The organism is Streptomyces sp. NPDC048197, assembly GCF_043202395.1.
GTDB classification, from domain to species: Bacteria; Actinomycetota; Actinomycetes; order Streptomycetales; family Streptomycetaceae; genus Streptomyces; species Streptomyces siderophoricus.
In genome coordinates this window covers 128,763-145,970 of sequence record NZ_JBIDAJ010000008.1, presented here as the reverse complement: position 1 = coordinate 145,970, position 17,208 = coordinate 128,763, and the positions used below count along the sequence as shown (strand labels likewise).

Genomic DNA, 17,208 nt, shown 5'->3' with positions numbered 1-17,208 from the left:
TCGACGAGAATGCTCAACCTTCGCTGAAACAACGACAACGACAACGAGCCCTGGCCAGCAAGCCCGCCCCTGCGAGCCCTCGCCAGCGAGCTCTGGCCTGCGACGACATCGCGCTGTCCGATAGTCGATCGGTTCCGGCACAGCCCAGACTCCCGGTGCATGGCAGGTCTCCGGCGCTCACTTGGTTCGCCGGATCTGCTCATGTCCCCACCGTTTGGTTCATGAGCGGCGGTTGCCTGGCTCGGTGGCCCGGGGAGAGCCCACGATGCGGCCGAGGTACCCGGCGATGCGGTCGAGGGCGGTCGCGTCGTGGGGCACCTCCTGGGGTGGCGCGAAGGAGCCACCGGGCGTCCGCGGCAGGCTGCCGTAGATCTCCCGTACCACCGGCAGGGCCGACTCGGCGAGGTCTGGGACGAGGTCGCGCGGGTGCCCCATGGCCGTGGCCAGATCCCAGCTGTGCACCAGCATCTCGATGGCCAGTTGCTCGACGATCCGTCGGCCCGGAGCAGGCCCGTACCGCTGATCGAGCATCCCGGGGCGGTGGAAAGCGGCCCGCGAACCGTGCGCGGCGGCATGGAATGCCTCGATATGGTCATCGCCGAGGTGGTCGGCACTCATATCGGAGCAGGGTGTGCCGTTGGCCAGGCCGGCCCACATCCGGTTCTCCCAGACGAGGTGGTTGAGCAGGGCGCGCACATTCCACTGTGCGCAGGGCGTCGGCAGGTCGAAGTGGTCCCGGTCGACGGCGCGGACGAGGCCTTCCACAGTGGTCAGGGCCCTGTCGCAGGCGTCGAGCACTCCCCCGGGCTGCCATGCGTCGGCCCCCGTGTCGTACAACATGTCCAGTTCATCGGCCCGGGACCCGGGATCAGGATTGGTGCGCAACGCGGTCTTCAGCCAGTCACCGGCCGCTGCCATGTCGGGTCGTACCGGCCAGCCGTTGATGGTGCACATCAACTGCCAGTACCGCTCGACCTTCGTGTCGCTGGCGGTCTCCAACTGGTCCAGCAGCACGCGGCGGGCGTGTGCCCCGTCGGTGTGCACGACGTTGTGCGTATGAGTCTGCGTAGGGATCCAGGCGGTGACGATGGCAGCGACCACCTGGTCGGCCGCGGGTGAGTCCGCAGCGATCCCGTCCCGTATCGCGGTGTTCACCAGTTGCGTCCACTCGTCGGTGAGCCGCTGGGCCTCTCGAAGCGTGCTGTCGTCGTGGTCGCCGGGGGCATGCTCTGCGGCGTACCGGGCCATGCGCCGCATCCCGGTACGTAGGGCTGGAGCCGTCACCAGTTCGCTCAATTCGATCCAGGCGTCGACCTGTTCGTCGGTGGGGTTCTCGGGGAGGTCCGGGGCTGCGGCCAGCAGACCGCGGCGGTAGGCCGGCGCATCCAGGCCCGTGAGCGTCTCGGTCAGGAAGTCATGGATGAGCGTGCGGCGTTCGGCGGCGGACAAACGGGCGGTTCGGGACATGAAGGCGAGTCCTTCGGCAGTGGTGGAACGGCGGGTGACGGAGCGCAGCACCGCCTGCTGCGTACGCAGCGCGCGGATCTGCACCTCCAGCGCGTCGACATGGGCCGCGGCCACCTCAGCCAGGGTGTGCTCACGGTCGAGGACCTCACGGATCTGCGACAAGCCCAGTCCAAGGTCCCGCAGGGTCCGTGCCAGCTCCAGACGGGCCAGGGACTCGGAGTCGTAGACGCGGTAGCCGGCGGCGGTGCGCCCGGCAGGCGGCACCACACTGACGTCGGACCAGTGCCGGATGAGCTTCACCGACAGCCCGGTCCTCCGCGCAATCTCCCCGATGCTCCACAACCCTGCGTCGCCGACGTGCATGCGCCCCACCCTTGGCTCTCCCACAGTGGGAGAGTCAACCAGCCCGACGCCTACGCGAAGGGAGGATGATGCGGGGTTGGCCAGGCACTCGGGTGAAGTGCCCCACATACCCCTGCCCCTGCCCATGTCCCTGCGCCTGCGCCTGCCACGTAACTCAAGAGTCATGAGTCATGAGTCATGAGTCATGAGTCATGAGTCATGAGTCATCGAAGTGTGGGGCCGGCGCACTTGGCCAGCGGCGTCGTGATCAGAGAGTCTGGGGAGCATGCTGCTGCCCCTCTCTGTTGCGAAGTCCGAGTTCATCGAAGTCGTCCGCATCACCGATCCTGCCAGGCACCTCATGTCGCAGGACCTCGACGGCGACGCTGTCGCGATCTGGGACAGCGAACAAGCCCAGCAGGCCCTGTCCCTGATTCACGACCTGCCAGGCGGCGAGATGTACCGCTGCTTCCTTCCTGGCTGGGGAATCCGGGCCCACAGCTCCACCCATCCCCTGTTCGAGATCGCCTTCTGCTTCCGCTGCCACGGAGCGCGTATCTGGGGCCCGGACGTGCCAGCCACCCTGCAGAGCCAGACTTTCGACGCCGGGAGCTCTGCCGCGAGCGAGCTACTTCGCCGTTTTCGCGCTTGCACCCCGAGCTGACGTATTCGTCTTCCCATCGGCCTGAGATTCGGACAGTGCCGCTGAATCTCTCCCCTCACCGGCGACGGAGGCGTGTCCGTCCGCTGGCGGGGCACCTCACGGCGCGCGTCATCTCCACTCATCGCCCGTCAGATCGCCACGGGCCGACAACGGGACAATGTTCCAGGAGGGCCGGAACAAGGGAATGACCTGAGAATCGAATCGATGGGAGAGGCGCGGGCCGCTCGGCCCACTGCCAGGAAGGTGAGGTGCGTTGAAATACCGCAGGCTGGGAAATGAAGGCCCCGAGGTGTCCGCGATCGGCTTGGGCTGCATGGGCATGTCCATCGCATACGGGGTCCCGGACGAGGAGGAGTCCCAACGCACCCTGGACCGCGCCCTCGACATCGGCATCACCCTCCTGGACACCGCCGATGCCTACGGGCAAGGCAGCAACGAGGAGTTGGTCGGCCGCTGGCTGCGCAGACATGCTCAGGAGCGTGACCGGGTCGTCGTGGCGACCAAGTTCGGGCTCCGCCACGACGCGGCCACGGGCCGGGTCGGCGACGTGGACACCTCGGCCGACTACGTTCCGCACGCCTGCCGCGCCTCGCTGCGCCGCCTGGGTGTCGATCACATCGACCTCTACTACGCCCATCGCCGCGACCCCGCCACTCCCATCGAGGAGACTGTCGGTGCCATGTCCCAGCTGGTGCAGGCCGGTCTGGTACGCCACATCGGACTGAGCGAGGTCAGCCCGGCGACGCTCCGCAAGGCCCACGCCGTTCACCCGGTCAGCGCGGTTCAGGTGGAGTACTCCCTTTTCACCCGCAGCGTGGTGGAGGGCGAATTGCTCGCCACCTGCCGGGAATTGGGCATCGCCGTCGTGGCCTACTCCCCCCTCGGACGCGGCATGCTCACCGGTAATCTCTCCTCCCGCGGCGACCTCGTCCCGCACGACAACCGCCGGCGCTGGCCTCGGTTCGCCGACGAGAACATCGAGCGCAACCTGGCACTCGTCCAGGCCGTTCGGGATGTCGCCGAGCGGATCGGCTGCTCGCCCGCCCAGGCCGCGCTGGCCTGGCTGCTCGCCCAGGGCGAGGACATCGTGCCCATCCCCGGCACCAAGCGCCGGCGCTACCTTGAGGAGAACGCCGCTGCCGTGTCAGTGGCCCTGACCGACGCCGACGTCGATCTGCTGCGCAAGGCCGTACCGGAAGAGGCCGTGGCGGGCGAGCGCTACCCGGAATCGGCCCTACGGAGGCTGGGGCACTGAGCAGTTGGCTCTCCGCGAGAGAGAGTGTCTGGGAGAAGGCCTAGGCAGCGCCCACCTCGACGACGACGTATCACGTCACCGTCCGAAGGCCCGCTCACCGTCGAGGGGGCAACAGACAGCGTCATGCCTCGGTTCCCACCTTCCAACTCCCAGCCCCAGCTGCCAGCCCCCGGGCCCAGTCCTGGAGTTCGGGGTCGGTCAGGCTGGCGCCCAGCCAGTCATGGTCCGGTTCGGCTCCGGCGAGGGACGGTACGACAGCGACGTAGAGCCCGGCAGCCCGGGCCGAGGCGATGCCCGTGGCCGAGTCCTCGAAGGCCACGGAATACTTCGGGGCCACACCGAGCGTCTCGCATGCCGTGAGGTAGAGCTCTGGTGCGGGCTTGGGCGAGCGTACTTCGTCGGCGGCGAAGGAGTGGGCGAAGCAGTCGGTGAGGCCGGCCGACCACAGTGCGACATCCAGCAGTTCACGGGGGCTGTTACTGGCCACGGCAATGGGTACGGCTGCCCGGCAGGCGCGCACCAATTCCGCCGCACCGGGAAGGGCTGCGGCGCCTCGGGAAAGCTCCTCGCGGACTCTTGTGAGCAGTTCGGCAGCGAGTTCGGCACCGGCGTCGGGACGGCCCAGGTATTGGGCCATGGCCTCGCCAGCGGCCTCCACGCTGCGGCCGATGACCAGGGCCTTCTGCTCGGGGCCAAAGGGATGGCCGTGCGCCGCGAAGATCGCTGTTTCCGCAACGGTCCAGCAGGGTTCGGTGTTGACCAGCAGGCCGTCGCAGTCGAAGACCACGGCCTCGGCGTTGGTGGGGAGCGAGCTCATACGGATGTCCTTTTCGCCGCCGGGTGAGATGAGGATGAAGAGGCCAACTTCAGGGAGAAAGTCCCTATTGCATCCAGGACGATCATGAGCGATCACCTTAGGGCGGGAGCCTTGGGGCGTCCACAATTCCTGCCCGAAAGCGGGCAGGAATCGCGAATTTACGTGTGGCTATCGAGCAGCACACCTGTCGCCGACGGACCTGAGCCTCCACCGTGCGCCCGAAATACCCCACCCAACGGCTTATGTCGAGCGAAGCTGCCGCCCCTCCTCAGCGTTCAGCTGCGTCGCCCCACGAGCGTCTCCGCCGTATCGGTCCGGGCATACAGGATGCTGCGGCCGATCCGGGTGGGGCGGACCAGGCCGGCGTCCCGGAGCGCGGTGAGGTGTTGGGACGCCCCGCCGACCGTGAGCCCGGCGAGCGCGGCGAGTTGGGTGGTGGTCGCCGGCTCGTGGAGCAGGGTGAGCAGGCGCGCCTTGGGCCTGCCGATCACGCGGGTGAGCGCGGTGGAGGGAGCTGCCGGGCGTGATTCCCAGATGGTTGCGGTTCCGCGCGCCGGGTAGCGCAGGAGCGGCTGCCAGGGAGGAGTGGTGAGCAGCGAGATCCGGGGCCAGGCGAAGGCGGACGGGGCGAGGACCAGGCCCCGCCCGTTCAGTTCGACGGTGCCGGAGCGGTTGTTGCGCAGCCTGACTGCGAGCCTGCCGCCCTCCCAGCGGAGGTTGGGATCCAGGTCGGCGAAGAGCCGGCGGCCTCCGCCGGTGGACAGCAGATACGCCCGGTGGCGTATGTCGGCTTCGAGGACCGCGCGGATGCGCGCCCAGTACGGTGCCACCGCCAGCTCCCAGTACGCCTCGATGGTGGTCGCCACCTTCTCCACCGCCGCGGCGGGATCCGGGTATCGGGGCAGTCCCAGAGCATCGAGATCGGCGTGGATCCGTTCCACGGGTTGCGCGCGGATCGTCGCGAGTTCGAGCTGGATGTCCGGGGCGGAGGTCATCGGAGCCGGTGCGACGAACGCGGCGACCTTCGGCGTGAGGAGTTCGGTGACCGGCCGCAGATCCAGCCGCGCCCGCGCAAGCCGAGGTCGTACGGCCGCGAGCCACGGGTGGTGCAGTGTGTGACGGTCTGGGCGGGTCAGTACCCGGAGGCTCGCGATCGCCTCCCACAGCGGGGAGAGCGCCAAGCGGGTCAGCGCGAGGTCCTCGGTGGTGAACTCCAATTCAAGCACCCACTGAGTTTAGGTATTTCTGAACTCATGGCGGATCATCGCGGGGAACCGCCAACCTCGGGCGCCATGACCCGCACACTCATCGCACCCGCCGCCGCGGACCGGCGGCACCGCAGTGTCCTCGCCGACCGCAACTTCCGGCTTCTCTACACGGCCGACGCGGCCGGCAGGCTCGGCGCGCAAGTCAGCTTCTTGGCGATCCCCGTCCTCGCGCAGACCGTGCTGAACGCAGGAGCCGCTGAGATCGGCGTGCTGTCCGCGCTCGGCACCATGGCCTTCCTGGTCATCGGCCTGCCCGCAGGGACGTGGGTCGACCGCATGCCCAAGCGGACCGTCCTCCTCGCTGCCAACCTGAGCAGGGTCGCGCTGGTCGCTTCCCTGCCCGTGGCCTGGGCCTGCGGAGTGCTCACCCTTGCGCAGCTGTACGCGGTCGTATTCCTCATCGGGGTGGCCACGGTCTTCTTCGACATCGCCCACCTGTCGTACGTGCCCTCCCTCGTCGGTGCGGACCGGCTCGTCGCCGCCAACTCCAGCCTCACCGGCCTGAACCAGGTTGCCGACGTCTCCGGACGTGGCATCGGCGGCCTGGTCGTGCAGCTGCTTGGGCCGGCGGCGGCCGTCGTCGTCGACGCGCTGGGCTTCCTGTGGTCGGCGTGGTCGATCGCGCGGATCCGGGCCAACGAGCCGAGTCCGCACCGTACGGCCCGGCCCCGGCTGTGGCGGGAGACGGCCGCCGGGCTGCGCTTCGTGATCGGCCACCGGGTGCTGCGCGCGCTCGCCGTCAAAGGTGCCGTGACCAACCTCGGCATTCAACTGTGCCAGGTGTCGTTCGTGGTGCTGTGTACGCAGCAACTACGTCTGTCAGCAGGCGTGTTGGGGCTGGTGCTGTCGGCCGGTGGGATCGGCGGCTTCCTTGGCGCACTCTTCGCACCCGTTGCCGGCCGACGGCTCGGGCACGGCCGCGCCTTGTGGCTCGTCGGCGTGTTGACGGGCCCCTTCGCCCTGCTCACTCCGTTCATGGCCCGAGGCCCACTGCTGTGGGTGGCCGCGGCCGGCTGGATGCTCACCATCGTCCAGACCGGCCTGGCCAACGTCCTCGCCGTCAGCACCCGCCAGGCCGTGACGCCGCCGGCGATGCTGGGCCGGATGAACGCCACCTACCGGTTCCTGCTCACCGGTGCCCTGTCCGTCGGCGCGCTGCTGGCCGGACTGATCGGCGCCTGGCTCGGTCCCCGCGCCGCGATCTGCACCGGCGCCGTCCTCATCGCCACCAGCTGGCTCGTCATCTTCTGCTCACCCCTCCGGTACGTACGTCACCTGCATGAACTCAACGACTGAAGACGGCAGTTGAACCACAGGGATGAACGCGAGGGTTGAACGCGCCGGTGGGATGCGGCCGCCTCACCGTCGGTCCCATCCCACCGACGGTCTACGCGGCGAGGGCGGCGGGCTCCCCGAGTCGGGAGGCCGCCGTGCGCCACGCGGCCGTCACAGCGGTGCGCGCCACGGCCGTGCGCGCGAGGCGGTCGCCGGTCAGCTCCACGGGCGCTCCTACGTGGACATGCATCGAGGGTCGCCGCAGCGGCGCGGTGGCCAGGCCGGCGAGCTGCTTGGCGACGCTGCCCGAAACCAGTCGGCGCGCACCGGCCTGTCCCACGGGCACCACCGGTGCGCCGGTGCGCTCCACCAGCCTGGCCAGACCACTGCGGAACGCCGCCGGAGCCGCCTCGGCGGCATCCCGCCGCCGCGGCAGACCACCCTCCGCGTAGATCAGGACCAACCGCCCCCGTTCCAGTGCCTCTGCCGCGGTTTCCAACGCGTCAACGGCGCGCCGGTCGCCGCGATGGACGGGAATGTGCCCTTCACGACTCAGCCTGCGGCCCAGCAGCGGGATGCGCCACAGACCCGCCGTCGCCATGATGAGCGGCTCGGCGCCCAGGCGGTGCAGGGCGGCGAGTACGACCGCGGGGTCCGCCAACGACGTGTGATTGGCGACGATCAAGGTGCCGGGCACGAACTCGGCGCCGGGGTCGGCCGTCACCGACAGACGACCGAAAACGGGCACCAGAGTGTCGGCGATGCGGCTGAGCATGAGTGGTCCCCCGGTTTTCCTGAACGATGCAGACCCTCATCGTCGCCGCTGGGCGCCGCAGTCGCGTGAGTCGCCGTACTCATCCTGACTGCGCAGCGGTTCGACGGAACCAAGAACCTCCGGGTCGTCCTGGCTGCCTGAAACGCCGGCATCGGCATCACGATCAAGGTTGCACGGTTCGCGGACCCTCCGCTACTGTGTTCGACATCTGTAATCGACGCAGAGGAGTGGCGAGAAGCTAAGCGACTTGCGAAGGACCGCGATCGACACGTCCGTTGAGGACTGATCGACGGTTGAGAGGGCCGAGGAAGGCCGGAGTCGGACACAGGACCCGACCACCCCATCTCCGCTGCTGAACCAAGCAGCGTTCTTCACCGAGTTCGTTACGCGTGCTCCCACTGCGGGCGGTGCTCCACATCGTGGCATCGCTTCTCGATTACAAGGACCCTCATGCTTTCCCGCTCATCCGAGCCTGCCGTCGGCACCTCCACAGGACCGGCCGCGCCGGCCAAGACCACCGCGGTCGTCCTCACCTTGATGGTGGCGGTCTTCCTTTCCCTGCTGGACTCCCAGATCGTCGCCACCGCGCTGCCCCGTGTGATCAGCGATGTCGGTGGGCTCGACCAGTTCGCCTGGGTCACCACCGGTTACCTCATCGGCGGCAGCGCAGCCGCCCCCGTGTACGGCAAGCTCGGCGACCTCTTCGGCCGCAAACGCGTCTTCATGGCCTCCATCATCGTCTTCCTCGTCGGATCCGCCCTCTGCGGCCTCACGCAGACGATGGGTCAGCTCATCACCTGCCGGGTGGTCCAAGGCATCGGCAGCGGCGGCCTGTTCATCTCCGTGCTCGCGATCATCGGCGAGATGTTCTCCCCGCGCGAAGGCGCCCGCTACTACGGCTGGTTCTCCCTCACCTTCGGCGCCGCCTCCCTCGCGGGCCCCACCCTCGGCGGCATCCTCACCGAACTCGCCAACTGGCGCTGGGTGTTCTTCATCAACCTGCCCATCGGCACGGTCGTCCTGCTGATCGTCTCCTCGATGCTCGACCTGCCCGCCCGCCGCCAGAAGGCCCACATCGACTACGTCGGAATCATCCTCCTCGTCCTCGCGATCGTCGGTCTCAACCTGCTCACCGGCCAGGCCGGCATCACCTACGACTGGAACTCCCCGGTCATCGTCGGCCTCACCGCCGGATGCGCCGTCGTCGTGGTGCTCTTCATCCACTCGCAGCGCCGCGCCACCGACCCCGTGATCCCGCTCCGGCTGTTCGCCAACAAGACCTTCACCCTCGTCATCATCCTCGGCTTCCTCTCGGGATTCGTCGGCCTCGGCCTCATCAACTACCTGGTGCTGTGGCTGCAGACCGTACTCACCCTCGACGTCCGGCAATCCGGCTTCGTCCTCACCGCGATGATGCTCGCCGTCGTACTGACCTCCTACGTCAGCACCAAGGTCATCGGGCGCACCGGCTCGTACCGCTGGTTCCCGGTCCTCAGCATGGTCGTCTTCGCGGTCGCCGCGGTGCTGTTCTCCACGGCAGGGCCCTCGACGAGCATCCTGCTCGCCGTCGTCTACATGCTGCTGTTCGGCATCGCCGGCGGCCTCAACTCGCAGGCCCTCAGCCTCGCCGCCCGCAACACCGCGAGCACACAGGACATCGGCGCCGTCCAGGGCACCGCGACCCTCATGCGCCAGCTCGGAACGACGCTCGGGGTCTCCTTCTTCGCCGCCCTCATGACCAGTCGGCTCAGCACCGGACTCCACCGCCTCGGCACGTCCGGTGTCGCCATCGACAAGCGCGGCTCACTCTCGCCCGAGGTCATCGGCAAGCTGGCCGCCCCCCTCCGGTTCGAAGCCGCGGGGGTCTACGCGGACTCGCTCCGCGGCATCTTCTACGCGGTCATTCCCCTCGTCCTCGTCGGACTGATGGCCGCGTTCTTCCTCACGGACGACAAGCTCGCCGGTGCGCAGGCGCCGGCCGAGCCGGAAAGGCCATCCGCAGACGAGAGCGCCGATTCCGGCTCGGCCGCGCACGGCAATTCCTGACTCACCACTCGACTCGACGAGTGGCTTCCCCGCACGGTGTCCGCCGTGCAGAACATCCCCAAACATCCCCATAGGAGAAACACGCATGATTCTGGTTACCGGCGCCACCGGCAATGTCGGCAGCGAACTCGTCGCCCGGCTCGCCGCCGAAGGCGTACCCGTGCGGGCCATGACCCGCGCGCCGGAGAAGGCGAACTTCCCCGCCGGCGTCGAGGTCATCGCCGGCGACTTCGACAAGCCGGACACCCTGCCCGCCGCCCTCGCCAGGGTGGAGCGCGTCTTCGTCGTCCCGCCGGGCTACGGCCCCGAGGGCCCGGTCCAGGAGACCACCCTGGTCTCCGCCGCCCGCAAGGCCGGTGTCACACACCTGGTCAAGCTCTCCACCAGCGGTGTCGGCTTCGGCGCCACCGACCCGCTCACCTCCGGCCACCGCGCCGGCGAGCAGGTCATCAAGGAGTCCGGGCTGGCGTGGACCACCCTGCGTCCCGGCACCTTCATGGTTTACCTCTACGGCTATGCCCACACCATCCGCAAGGAGCGGACCATGTACGTCACCGAGGGCGACCCGGTCTCCGCCATGATCCACCCGCGCGACATCGCGGCCGTCGCCGCCAACGTCCTCACCACCTCCGGCCACGAAGGTCGTGCCTACACCCTGACCGGCAGCGAGGCCCTCAGCCCGCAGCGCCAGGGCGAGATCATCGGGGAGGCCCTCGGCCAGGACGTCAAGGTCGTCGAACGCACCACTGCCGAAGCCCAGGCGGAGTTCGACCGCCTCGGCTGGGGCGGCCCGAGACTTGAGGCCCTGCTTGAGCTCAAGCGCCAATCGGCCGCCTGGGACTGGAAGATCTCCGACTCCGTCGAGAAGATCACCGGCACCATGCCGCTGACCTTGCGCACCTGGGTCGACGAGAACATCCACATCTTCGGCTGAGCCGGCCCGCATACGGCACGGCGGAGGCGTAGTCGGGGCCGGCGCGCTGGCCCCGACTACCCGACGCAAGTCCAGCGTGATCACGATTTACAGCTGGATTAATTTCAGGATCCCCGCCCGAGTTCAGCCGGTCATTCCTCAATGCAGCCGGTCACCCGACCCGTTGGCCGAGCGCCGCAGTTATTCCTCTTCCTGGTAGAAGCGGCCTACCCAGGCCTCCAACTGAGCGCCGAACTCCGCCTCCGCTACGGCCAAGAGGTCGCCGGGGTTGTCCGGGGGGGGTGAGGCCGAAGGTCTCATCACCCGGCTGGTGCTCCCGGCCGATGCCGGGCTGCTGTTCGTCCAGGGCGGTATCGGCGCCGGCATCCCCGTCGTGAGCGCGACCGCGGGCATCGAGCTCGGCGGTCAACTCGGCCTCGCCGGACAACTCACCGCGGACGTCCACCTGCTCTGGACGCGGTCGCGCGGCCTGGTCCTGGACGCCGAGGCAGGGTTGTCGGCGCAGCCCGTCTTCCGCTTCACCGCCGACGCGTTCGTACTCGTCACCGCCGATCTGCTGCTCACCACCGTGGAGCTGTACCAGCGGAAGTGGAAACTGGCCGCATTCGACTACGGGTCGAACCTCACCTTCGGCGTCTTCCTGCCGCTCCATGCCGAGGGAGGCCGACTGGACTTCAGCTTCGACAGGATGCGCTTCGAGTACCCGAGCATCGACGCCGCCGAACTCGCCCGCGGCGTGCTCCGCCGCATCATCGACACCTGACCACGCAGCACAGTGCGCGCCACCCGGGCGCGCTGGTGGCGCACGGCATTCCTCCGGCGAACTTCGTCACCGACGCCCGCCGACTCCCAGTCGTGGACCTCGATGTCCGCGTACCGGCTCGGGGACAGGACGGCCCGTGCCGCATCCGGGTCCGGCGCCCGGACCAGCGCTGCCGTGCCCAGCCACGTGGTGCCGTCGTCGGACAGCAGCGGCCCGAACGCGATCAGCTCGTCCTGGTTGGGTGGCACCGCAACGTCGGCGGCCTGCTCCGGACCGAAACCAAGCACCAGGTACCGGTTGCCGTCGGTCCGGCCGCCGGGGAAATCCCACATGGTGCGCCCCAGCAGGTTGCGCCACCGGCGCAACAGCACGTCCCGGTACACGCCCGCCTGGTAGTTGGGCTCGTCGAAGGCGAACGCACGGGCCGCAGCAGGATCCGGCAGGTCGACGATGTGTACGCTGCCGGTGGGTGTTTCGCCGTCGGCGGCGAAGGTCGGGCCGCGCGCGATGATCTCCTTGGCGTACCGGTCCATGTAGGACCAGTGCTCCTCCAGCAGCTTGTCGCGCAGCGCCCCGGAATCGGCCCGATCACGGTGGTAGCAGAAGAACTCCATGACCGCAGATCCTCACCGACGCACGGCAGCATCTCAACACGTTTCGGCGATGCGAAGCCCCCCACCCCGCCTCCTCACACGAGGGAGGCGAGGAAGGCGGTCCCAAAAAAGGAGGAGCACAAAGCTCCGGTCGTGATCAGCCGGACAGAACCTCAGGCACCGGCCAACTCGGCGTTCGCCCGCTCCGTGACCAGGGTCAACACGCGGCCGGCGAGCGCCAGTTCCTCGGCCGGAATACCAGCGTACAGCCGGGCGGAGATCTCGGCGGTCTCGGCGGCGGTGCTCTCGCAGAGCTCTCGTCCGGCGTCCGTGAGCCGCAACCGGGACGCCTCCGCCGGGTCCTCTTCCAGCAGCTTCGTGGCCGTCAGCTCCTCGATCACGCCGCGCACGACCGACTCGTCGATCTTCAGCGATCCGGTGACGTCGCCGACGAGCTCGTCCCTGCCGATGGACTCACCCGCGATCACGACGGCCCGGAGGGCGACACTCTGGTGGAACGTGGCGCCGTGGCGGGCCATTACGCGCTCCACGAGGGCGCGCCCGGCATAGTGCGCCAGGGCTATGACCCGGCCATTGACTGTGGGTGCGGTGGTGGTCATGACTGCTCCTCATCGTGCTCTGTGTGCGGATCAAGAGGTGTGTTGAGCAGGGTCGCCAGTTCGCGGGTGAACTGCCGGGTGCGCGGGCTGTCCTGTCCCCCGAGCGGCTCCAGCAACTGGTCCAGCAGTCCCTGGACCACCTTGATCGCCCGGCGTGTGACGTCGCGCCCGTGCTCGGTGAGCGTCAGCTGCATGGCGCGCGGGTCGTTCGGATCCCGGGTACGGGCGACGAGTCCGGCGGCCTCCAGGGCGCGGGCGAGCTTGGAAACGTACAGCGGTTCAAGTCCTGTGGTGTCGGCGAGCTGACGCTGACTGGGCCGCAGTCCGGAGCGCCCCATACCGTGCAGCGACGCCATCAGCGCGTACTGGGCATGGGTCAGACCCAACGGCGCGACCGCCCGGTCGACGGCCACCCGCCACTTCATCGACAAGCGCCAGACCAGGAACCCTGCCGTGGCGCGCTCAGTTGCTGAACTCACTCGAAATACAGTACATGGCTGCTATGTACATGGCTACTAATTGCTCCTCTGCACCGGCTGCTCTTCCGCGGCATCGGCTGCATCGACTGCTACGCCTCACGGCCAAGCCCATCCGCCTTGGCGTCATCCGCCTTGCCGTTCACCATCAGGGTCGCCGCCAGGGCCGACGCGGCCGCAGTCCAGGCGCTGGCCGAACAGGCGCACCGTGAGTGCTACATCGCCAACTCCTGCCGAGCCGCGCACGCCCCGGAGCTCCTCTTCCCGCGACACATTCAGCGATGGGATGCGCAGGCGTCAGCCAGCCATTACCCGCCCGCGCGCGCGGCCGGCCTCCTTTTGGCGGCGTTGAGCATGTCCCGCACCCGCGTGACCTCCCACGGCGCGTCTTCCACAGGCCAGTTCGCGTTCAACTCCCCAAGCAGGGCGCGCTGGCTCTCGAAGACCTCTTCCCGCATCAGCCCCCACGCCGCAGCGGCTTGAACCTCTACCTCGGGGCACCGCGTCGCCCGGACCAGTGCCTCCACGGAGTTGGTCCCCAAAGACTCATCCAGCAGTTCCAATGCCCTGACGCGCGTGTACAACGGCACGTTCTCGTCGCAGGCGACCTTGCCCAGCGCCTCGACGAGCCGTAGGTCGGCTTCCTCCGCGTCGTTGAACACCGCTTCCACCGCATCGAGGACCCGCTCGCGAACCCGCTCGCCCGTCGCGGTCTCCAGGACTTCGGCCACCAGGGACGGCTCTTCCGCTGCCACGACGTCCAAGGCCGACAGCGCGGAGAGGTGCTTGGCCTCGGGCCCGTACGTGCGACTGAGCCCGGCCGGCGAGGGAGGCTGCCGCAGCACCTCCCGGATGCGGTCCAGGACGAGTGCCCTCTCCGGTCCCCGTGCTTCCTCGCCGCCCCGCTTCACCACTCCGTCGGGACTCCACCAGTGGTCGAGGGCGATGCCGACGGCCGCCTGGTCCTCGCTTTCGAGCAGCGTACGAAGCGCCTGGTGATACGACTCGTCCACCACGGGAGCCCGCAGCCTCTTGTGGGCGCGATACAGGTCCGGGTCCGCCAGCCGGTGTCCTTTCCAGTGGACACTGTGCGGCTTGCCGAAGATCAGCTCGATGGGGTCCTGGCCCCAGGGGCGCTGGGGAGGCCGGTCGTCCCAGCTCTCGGCGACCTCCTCCAGCGTGGTGCGGTGCCGATCCAGGCCTCCCGTCTCGACCAGGTAATAGGACGCGTGGGCCTGCACCTCCGGCTCACCCTCGCGGAGCGCCCGCAGAAGAATGTCGTCCGCGTCCGCGCCGAGGCTCTCGGCCAGGACGCGGATCGCCGTCTCCTTCGCAACGCAGAAGCCGACGGACGGGTCGATGATCAGGTCACCCAGGGCGGCGACGAGCCTGTCGTCCTTCACCTCGGCCGCGTCGAGCACGCCGGAGGCCACCCACATCGCCTCCGCCCGCACGGAGTTGGAGTCGGTGCGCAGGAGAACGTCCAGCAGGAGGTCCGCGTCGCGGGGCTCCGCATGCCGCGCCCCGATCACGTTCAGCGCACTCACCTCGGCGGGAGATATCGGCCGCCGGAGCACCTCACGAGCGCGGGCCAGCACCTCGGGGAGGTAGGACTCGGCACGTTCCTCGTCATCCAGGACATGGCGCAGCCCCTCCGAGGAGTCGTAATGGTCGAGCGCAATACCTACGGCGACCGGGTCCTCGCTGCGGAGCAGGGTGCCGAATGCGTGCAGGCATCCTTCGTCGCTGAGCGGGAACCTCAGCTCGTCGTGGGCCTTGCGGAGCATCGGATCGTCCAGCTCGGTGTCTTTCCAGTAGGTGCTGTGGAAGCCCTCGCACGCTTCACGACGAATGCGCTCGGCCTCCCACCCCGCGTCCTCCGACCAGGACTCCGCGAGCCGCCGGACGCGGTCGCGGTGGGCGCGGAGCCGCAGGGGTGTCGCGAGACAACCCGCCGCATACACCTGGAGTTCCAGTTCTGACGACTCACTGAGACGAACGATGAGGTCCTCGACCTCCGGCAGATCGAGATCGTCCAGGGCCTGCATGGCGTCCTTGCGCTCCCCGACATCGAGTCGCTCGTCGAACACCATGTCGCTGATCAGCGCAAACAGCCGCCCGTTCGGCTCCTCGCCCTGCGCGAGGGCGGTGCCGGCCGCGAGCAGCGCCATCTCCCGTACCTCGCCGTCCGGGGCGCCTTCGAGGACCTCGGCGATCAAGTCCGCGTCCTCCTCCTCGGCGAGATGCCACATCACGGTGAGAGCGCTCGCGTGGCTGCGGCCGGACGGAGATCGTCCAAGGAGGTCCCGGGCGGCGAAGCGCACCTCGTTGTCCAACGGCCAGTAGGGATTGTCCCCGCCCCACCTGGTGACTGCCTGCGCTGACTGGTAATCGTCCAGAGCCCCACGGACGACGTCGATGTCGTCGCTCTCCAGCCGGGCACTGAACTCGCCGAGACGGGACTTCTCCTCGTCGCTCACGCGACCTCCTTCGGGATCATCCCGCCAGGCTGGCAGAGCCGTCCGGGCCGTGTCTCCCCTTTTCCGATCACGCCGTCCTGACAGCGGGCGCCGCAGGAGCCGATCACGCCGCCCTGACACCAGACGTCATGGGAGCCCTTTCACCGGTCTGGCCGGCTAGTCCGTGGCCGCGGGTTCCGACGGGATCCCCGGGCGCGTACCAGGCACGGACGGCTGTCGTTCCTCGTGCCTGCCCAGCGCCGTGAGGGTCAGGGTCACGGTGACCGATCCGGCCGCCATCAGCGTCATCGCCGCGGCCGGCGAGGTCAGTTGGGCCAGCGTGCCCGCGAGGGCAGCGCCGACGCCCTGCAGGGCGGCCATGCCGGTGGCGTGCAGGCCGAGGGCTTGACCCGCGAGGTGGTCGGGGGTGAGGGACATCAGGCGTTCCTGCAGGACCAGGCTCGCCGCGAAGCCGACGGAGGCCACGGTGGCGGCTACGGCCGACAGCGTCACTCCCGGCCGTAGCACGAAGAAGAGGTAGGGAACGGCCAGCAGCAGACGCAGTGGGGTTGCGAGTCGAGGGCGCACCGCAGGCGGGACCAGGCGGCCCACCGCCATGTCACCCACGAACATGCCCAGCGCCCCGCACGCGTAGAGCGTGCCGGCGGCTGCGGGGGCGTAGGAGACGTAAAGCGAATCGCCGCCGACGACCAGGCCGTTGGGAACCCACAGGCCCAGGTACGCCAGGCGGCGGGGGCGTGAGGACCACAGGAGGGCGTTGGTGCGCCAGGTCGCCGAGACGGACGGGCGGCCGGCGGACGGCGGTGAGCGGGCCGTGAGGCCCAGGCGGGTGACGAGGGCCGACGTCAAGTAGAGCACCGCCGCGAGGAGCAGGCAGGTCCGTGGGGACAGGAGCGCCAGCAGTGCGCCGCCGGTCGCGAAACCGGTCATCTGCATCAGCCCCCAGAGCATGTTGTACACCGAACGCCCCAGGACATAGCCGTCCTTGGACAGGATCTCGTTCAGCAGTCCCCCACGCACTCCCCCGCCCAGCGACGCGACCAGGCCCTGCAGGAGTACGACGACGAAGACCGCCCAAGCCGGCAGGCCGGGCAACGCCAACACCGAGGTACCGGCCGCGAAGGCGAGGGCGAGGCCGGACAGGGTCGTGCGCGGAGGCAGGCGGTCGGCGCCCGAGAGCAGGAACGTGGCTCCCAGCAACTGCACCAGCTGCGGGCCGAACATGCTCACCGCCGACAGGAATGGCGAGCCGGTGGCCCGGAAGACCAGCGTGCCGAGGGCCAGGCCGCCGATTGTCTGGGCTGCGGCGAAAGCGGCGAAGGAGAGCAGGAAAGGGGTGAACTCCGGGGTGCGGAACAGGATTCGGTAGCTGCGCATGGGTCGGAGTCTCGGAGCGGCCCGAGGGCCGTGTTTACTGTTTCGCCGACACGCGA

General features: G+C 68.9%; 14 protein-coding genes and 1 pseudogene. 6 read left to right on the top strand and 9 right to left on the bottom strand.

Annotation, left to right across the window (positions count from 1 at the left end):
* Positions 1-219: 219 nt before the first annotated feature.
* On the bottom strand, positions 220-1,830 hold the full coding sequence (locus ACGF4C_RS13985; RefSeq protein ID WP_393566117.1) for a TIGR03086 family metal-binding protein: 1,611 nt from the start codon (positions 1,828-1,830) through the stop codon (positions 220-222).
* A 265-nt stretch (positions 1,831-2,095) separates the two neighbouring features.
* Between ACGF4C_RS13985 and ACGF4C_RS13980 the strand changes: the two genes are divergently transcribed.
* Both ACGF4C_RS13980 and ACGF4C_RS13975 read left to right on the top strand, forming a co-directional pair.
* Positions 2,096-2,473 (top strand): hypothetical protein, encoded by a 378-nt coding sequence (locus ACGF4C_RS13980; protein ID WP_393566116.1) that lies wholly within the window; start codon positions 2,096-2,098, stop codon positions 2,471-2,473.
* 253 nt (positions 2,474-2,726) lie between these two features.
* Entirely contained in the window at positions 2,727-3,728 is a 1,002-nt protein-coding gene (locus ACGF4C_RS13975) for an aldo/keto reductase (RefSeq protein ID WP_393566115.1), read from the top strand.
* Positions 3,729-3,849: 121 nt separating this feature from the next.
* Here ACGF4C_RS13975 and ACGF4C_RS13970 read toward each other — a convergent pair whose 3' ends face one another.
* Positions 3,850-4,545 carry an HAD family hydrolase gene (locus ACGF4C_RS13970; protein WP_393566113.1) on the bottom strand — a complete coding sequence of 232 codons (696 nt, stop codon included), beginning with the start codon at positions 4,543-4,545 and terminating at the stop codon, positions 3,850-3,852.
* Positions 4,546-4,820: 275 nt separating this feature from the next.
* The gene (locus tag ACGF4C_RS13965) at positions 4,821-5,771 is read right to left on the bottom strand and encodes a DUF5937 family protein (protein WP_393566111.1); all 951 of its coding nucleotides are present in this window, start codon (positions 5,769-5,771) and stop codon (positions 4,821-4,823) included.
* A 66-nt stretch (positions 5,772-5,837) separates the two neighbouring features.
* Here ACGF4C_RS13965 and ACGF4C_RS13960 point away from each other — a divergent pair, with 66 nt between their 5' ends.
* Entirely contained in the window at positions 5,838-7,109 is a 1,272-nt protein-coding gene (locus ACGF4C_RS13960) for an MFS transporter (RefSeq protein ID WP_393566109.1), read from the top strand.
* Between the two features lie 91 nt (positions 7,110-7,200).
* Here the strand turns inward: ACGF4C_RS13960 and ACGF4C_RS13955 are convergent, their stop codons facing one another.
* The gene (locus tag ACGF4C_RS13955; RefSeq protein WP_393566107.1) at positions 7,201-7,863 is read right to left on the bottom strand and encodes a lysophospholipid acyltransferase family protein; all 663 of its coding nucleotides are present in this window, start codon (positions 7,861-7,863) and stop codon (positions 7,201-7,203) included.
* 450 nt (positions 7,864-8,313) lie between these two features.
* On the opposite strand from ACGF4C_RS13955, the gene ACGF4C_RS13950 reads away from it, so the two are divergent.
* The 3 genes from ACGF4C_RS13950 (at position 8,314) to ACGF4C_RS13940 (ending at position 11,606) form a co-directional block, all read left to right on the top strand.
* Positions 8,314-9,909 (top strand): MDR family MFS transporter, encoded by a 1,596-nt coding sequence (locus ACGF4C_RS13950; RefSeq protein ID WP_393566106.1) that lies wholly within the window; start codon positions 8,314-8,316, stop codon positions 9,907-9,909.
* Positions 9,910-9,994: 85 nt separating this feature from the next.
* The gene (locus ACGF4C_RS13945) at positions 9,995-10,843 is read left to right on the top strand and encodes an SDR family oxidoreductase (RefSeq protein ID WP_393566105.1); all 849 of its coding nucleotides are present in this window, start codon (positions 9,995-9,997) and stop codon (positions 10,841-10,843) included.
* 268 nt (positions 10,844-11,111) lie between these two features.
* A complete protein-coding gene (locus ACGF4C_RS13940) occupies positions 11,112-11,606 on the top strand; it encodes a hypothetical protein (protein ID WP_393566103.1) in 495 nt (164 codons plus the stop codon).
* 74 nt (positions 11,607-11,680) lie between these two features.
* Here ACGF4C_RS13940 and ACGF4C_RS13935 read toward each other — a convergent pair.
* From ACGF4C_RS13935 to ACGF4C_RS13915, 5 genes and pseudogenes are all read right to left on the bottom strand, one after another.
* Positions 11,681-12,220 (bottom strand): annotated as a pseudogene (locus ACGF4C_RS13935) (YciI family protein); the annotation flags it as partial.
* A gap of 152 nt (positions 12,221-12,372) precedes the next feature.
* Complete coding sequence (locus ACGF4C_RS13930; RefSeq protein ID WP_393566101.1) at positions 12,373-12,819, bottom strand: MarR family transcriptional regulator; 447 nt, start codon at positions 12,817-12,819, stop codon at positions 12,373-12,375.
* A complete protein-coding gene (locus tag ACGF4C_RS13925; RefSeq protein WP_393566099.1) occupies positions 12,816-13,298 on the bottom strand; it encodes a MarR family winged helix-turn-helix transcriptional regulator in 483 nt (160 codons plus the stop codon). The genes ACGF4C_RS13930 and ACGF4C_RS13925 overlap by 4 nt, the downstream gene beginning before the upstream one ends.
* Positions 13,299-13,603: 305 nt before the next feature.
* Positions 13,604-15,775: a hypothetical protein gene (locus ACGF4C_RS13920; protein ID WP_393566097.1), complete on the bottom strand. Its 2,172-nt coding sequence runs from the start codon at positions 15,773-15,775 to the stop codon at positions 13,604-13,606.
* Positions 15,776-15,931: 156 nt separating this feature from the next.
* On the bottom strand, positions 15,932-17,152 hold the full coding sequence (locus ACGF4C_RS13915) for an MFS transporter (RefSeq protein WP_393566095.1): 1,221 nt from the start codon (positions 17,150-17,152) through the stop codon (positions 15,932-15,934).
* Positions 17,153-17,208 lie beyond the last annotated feature (56 nt).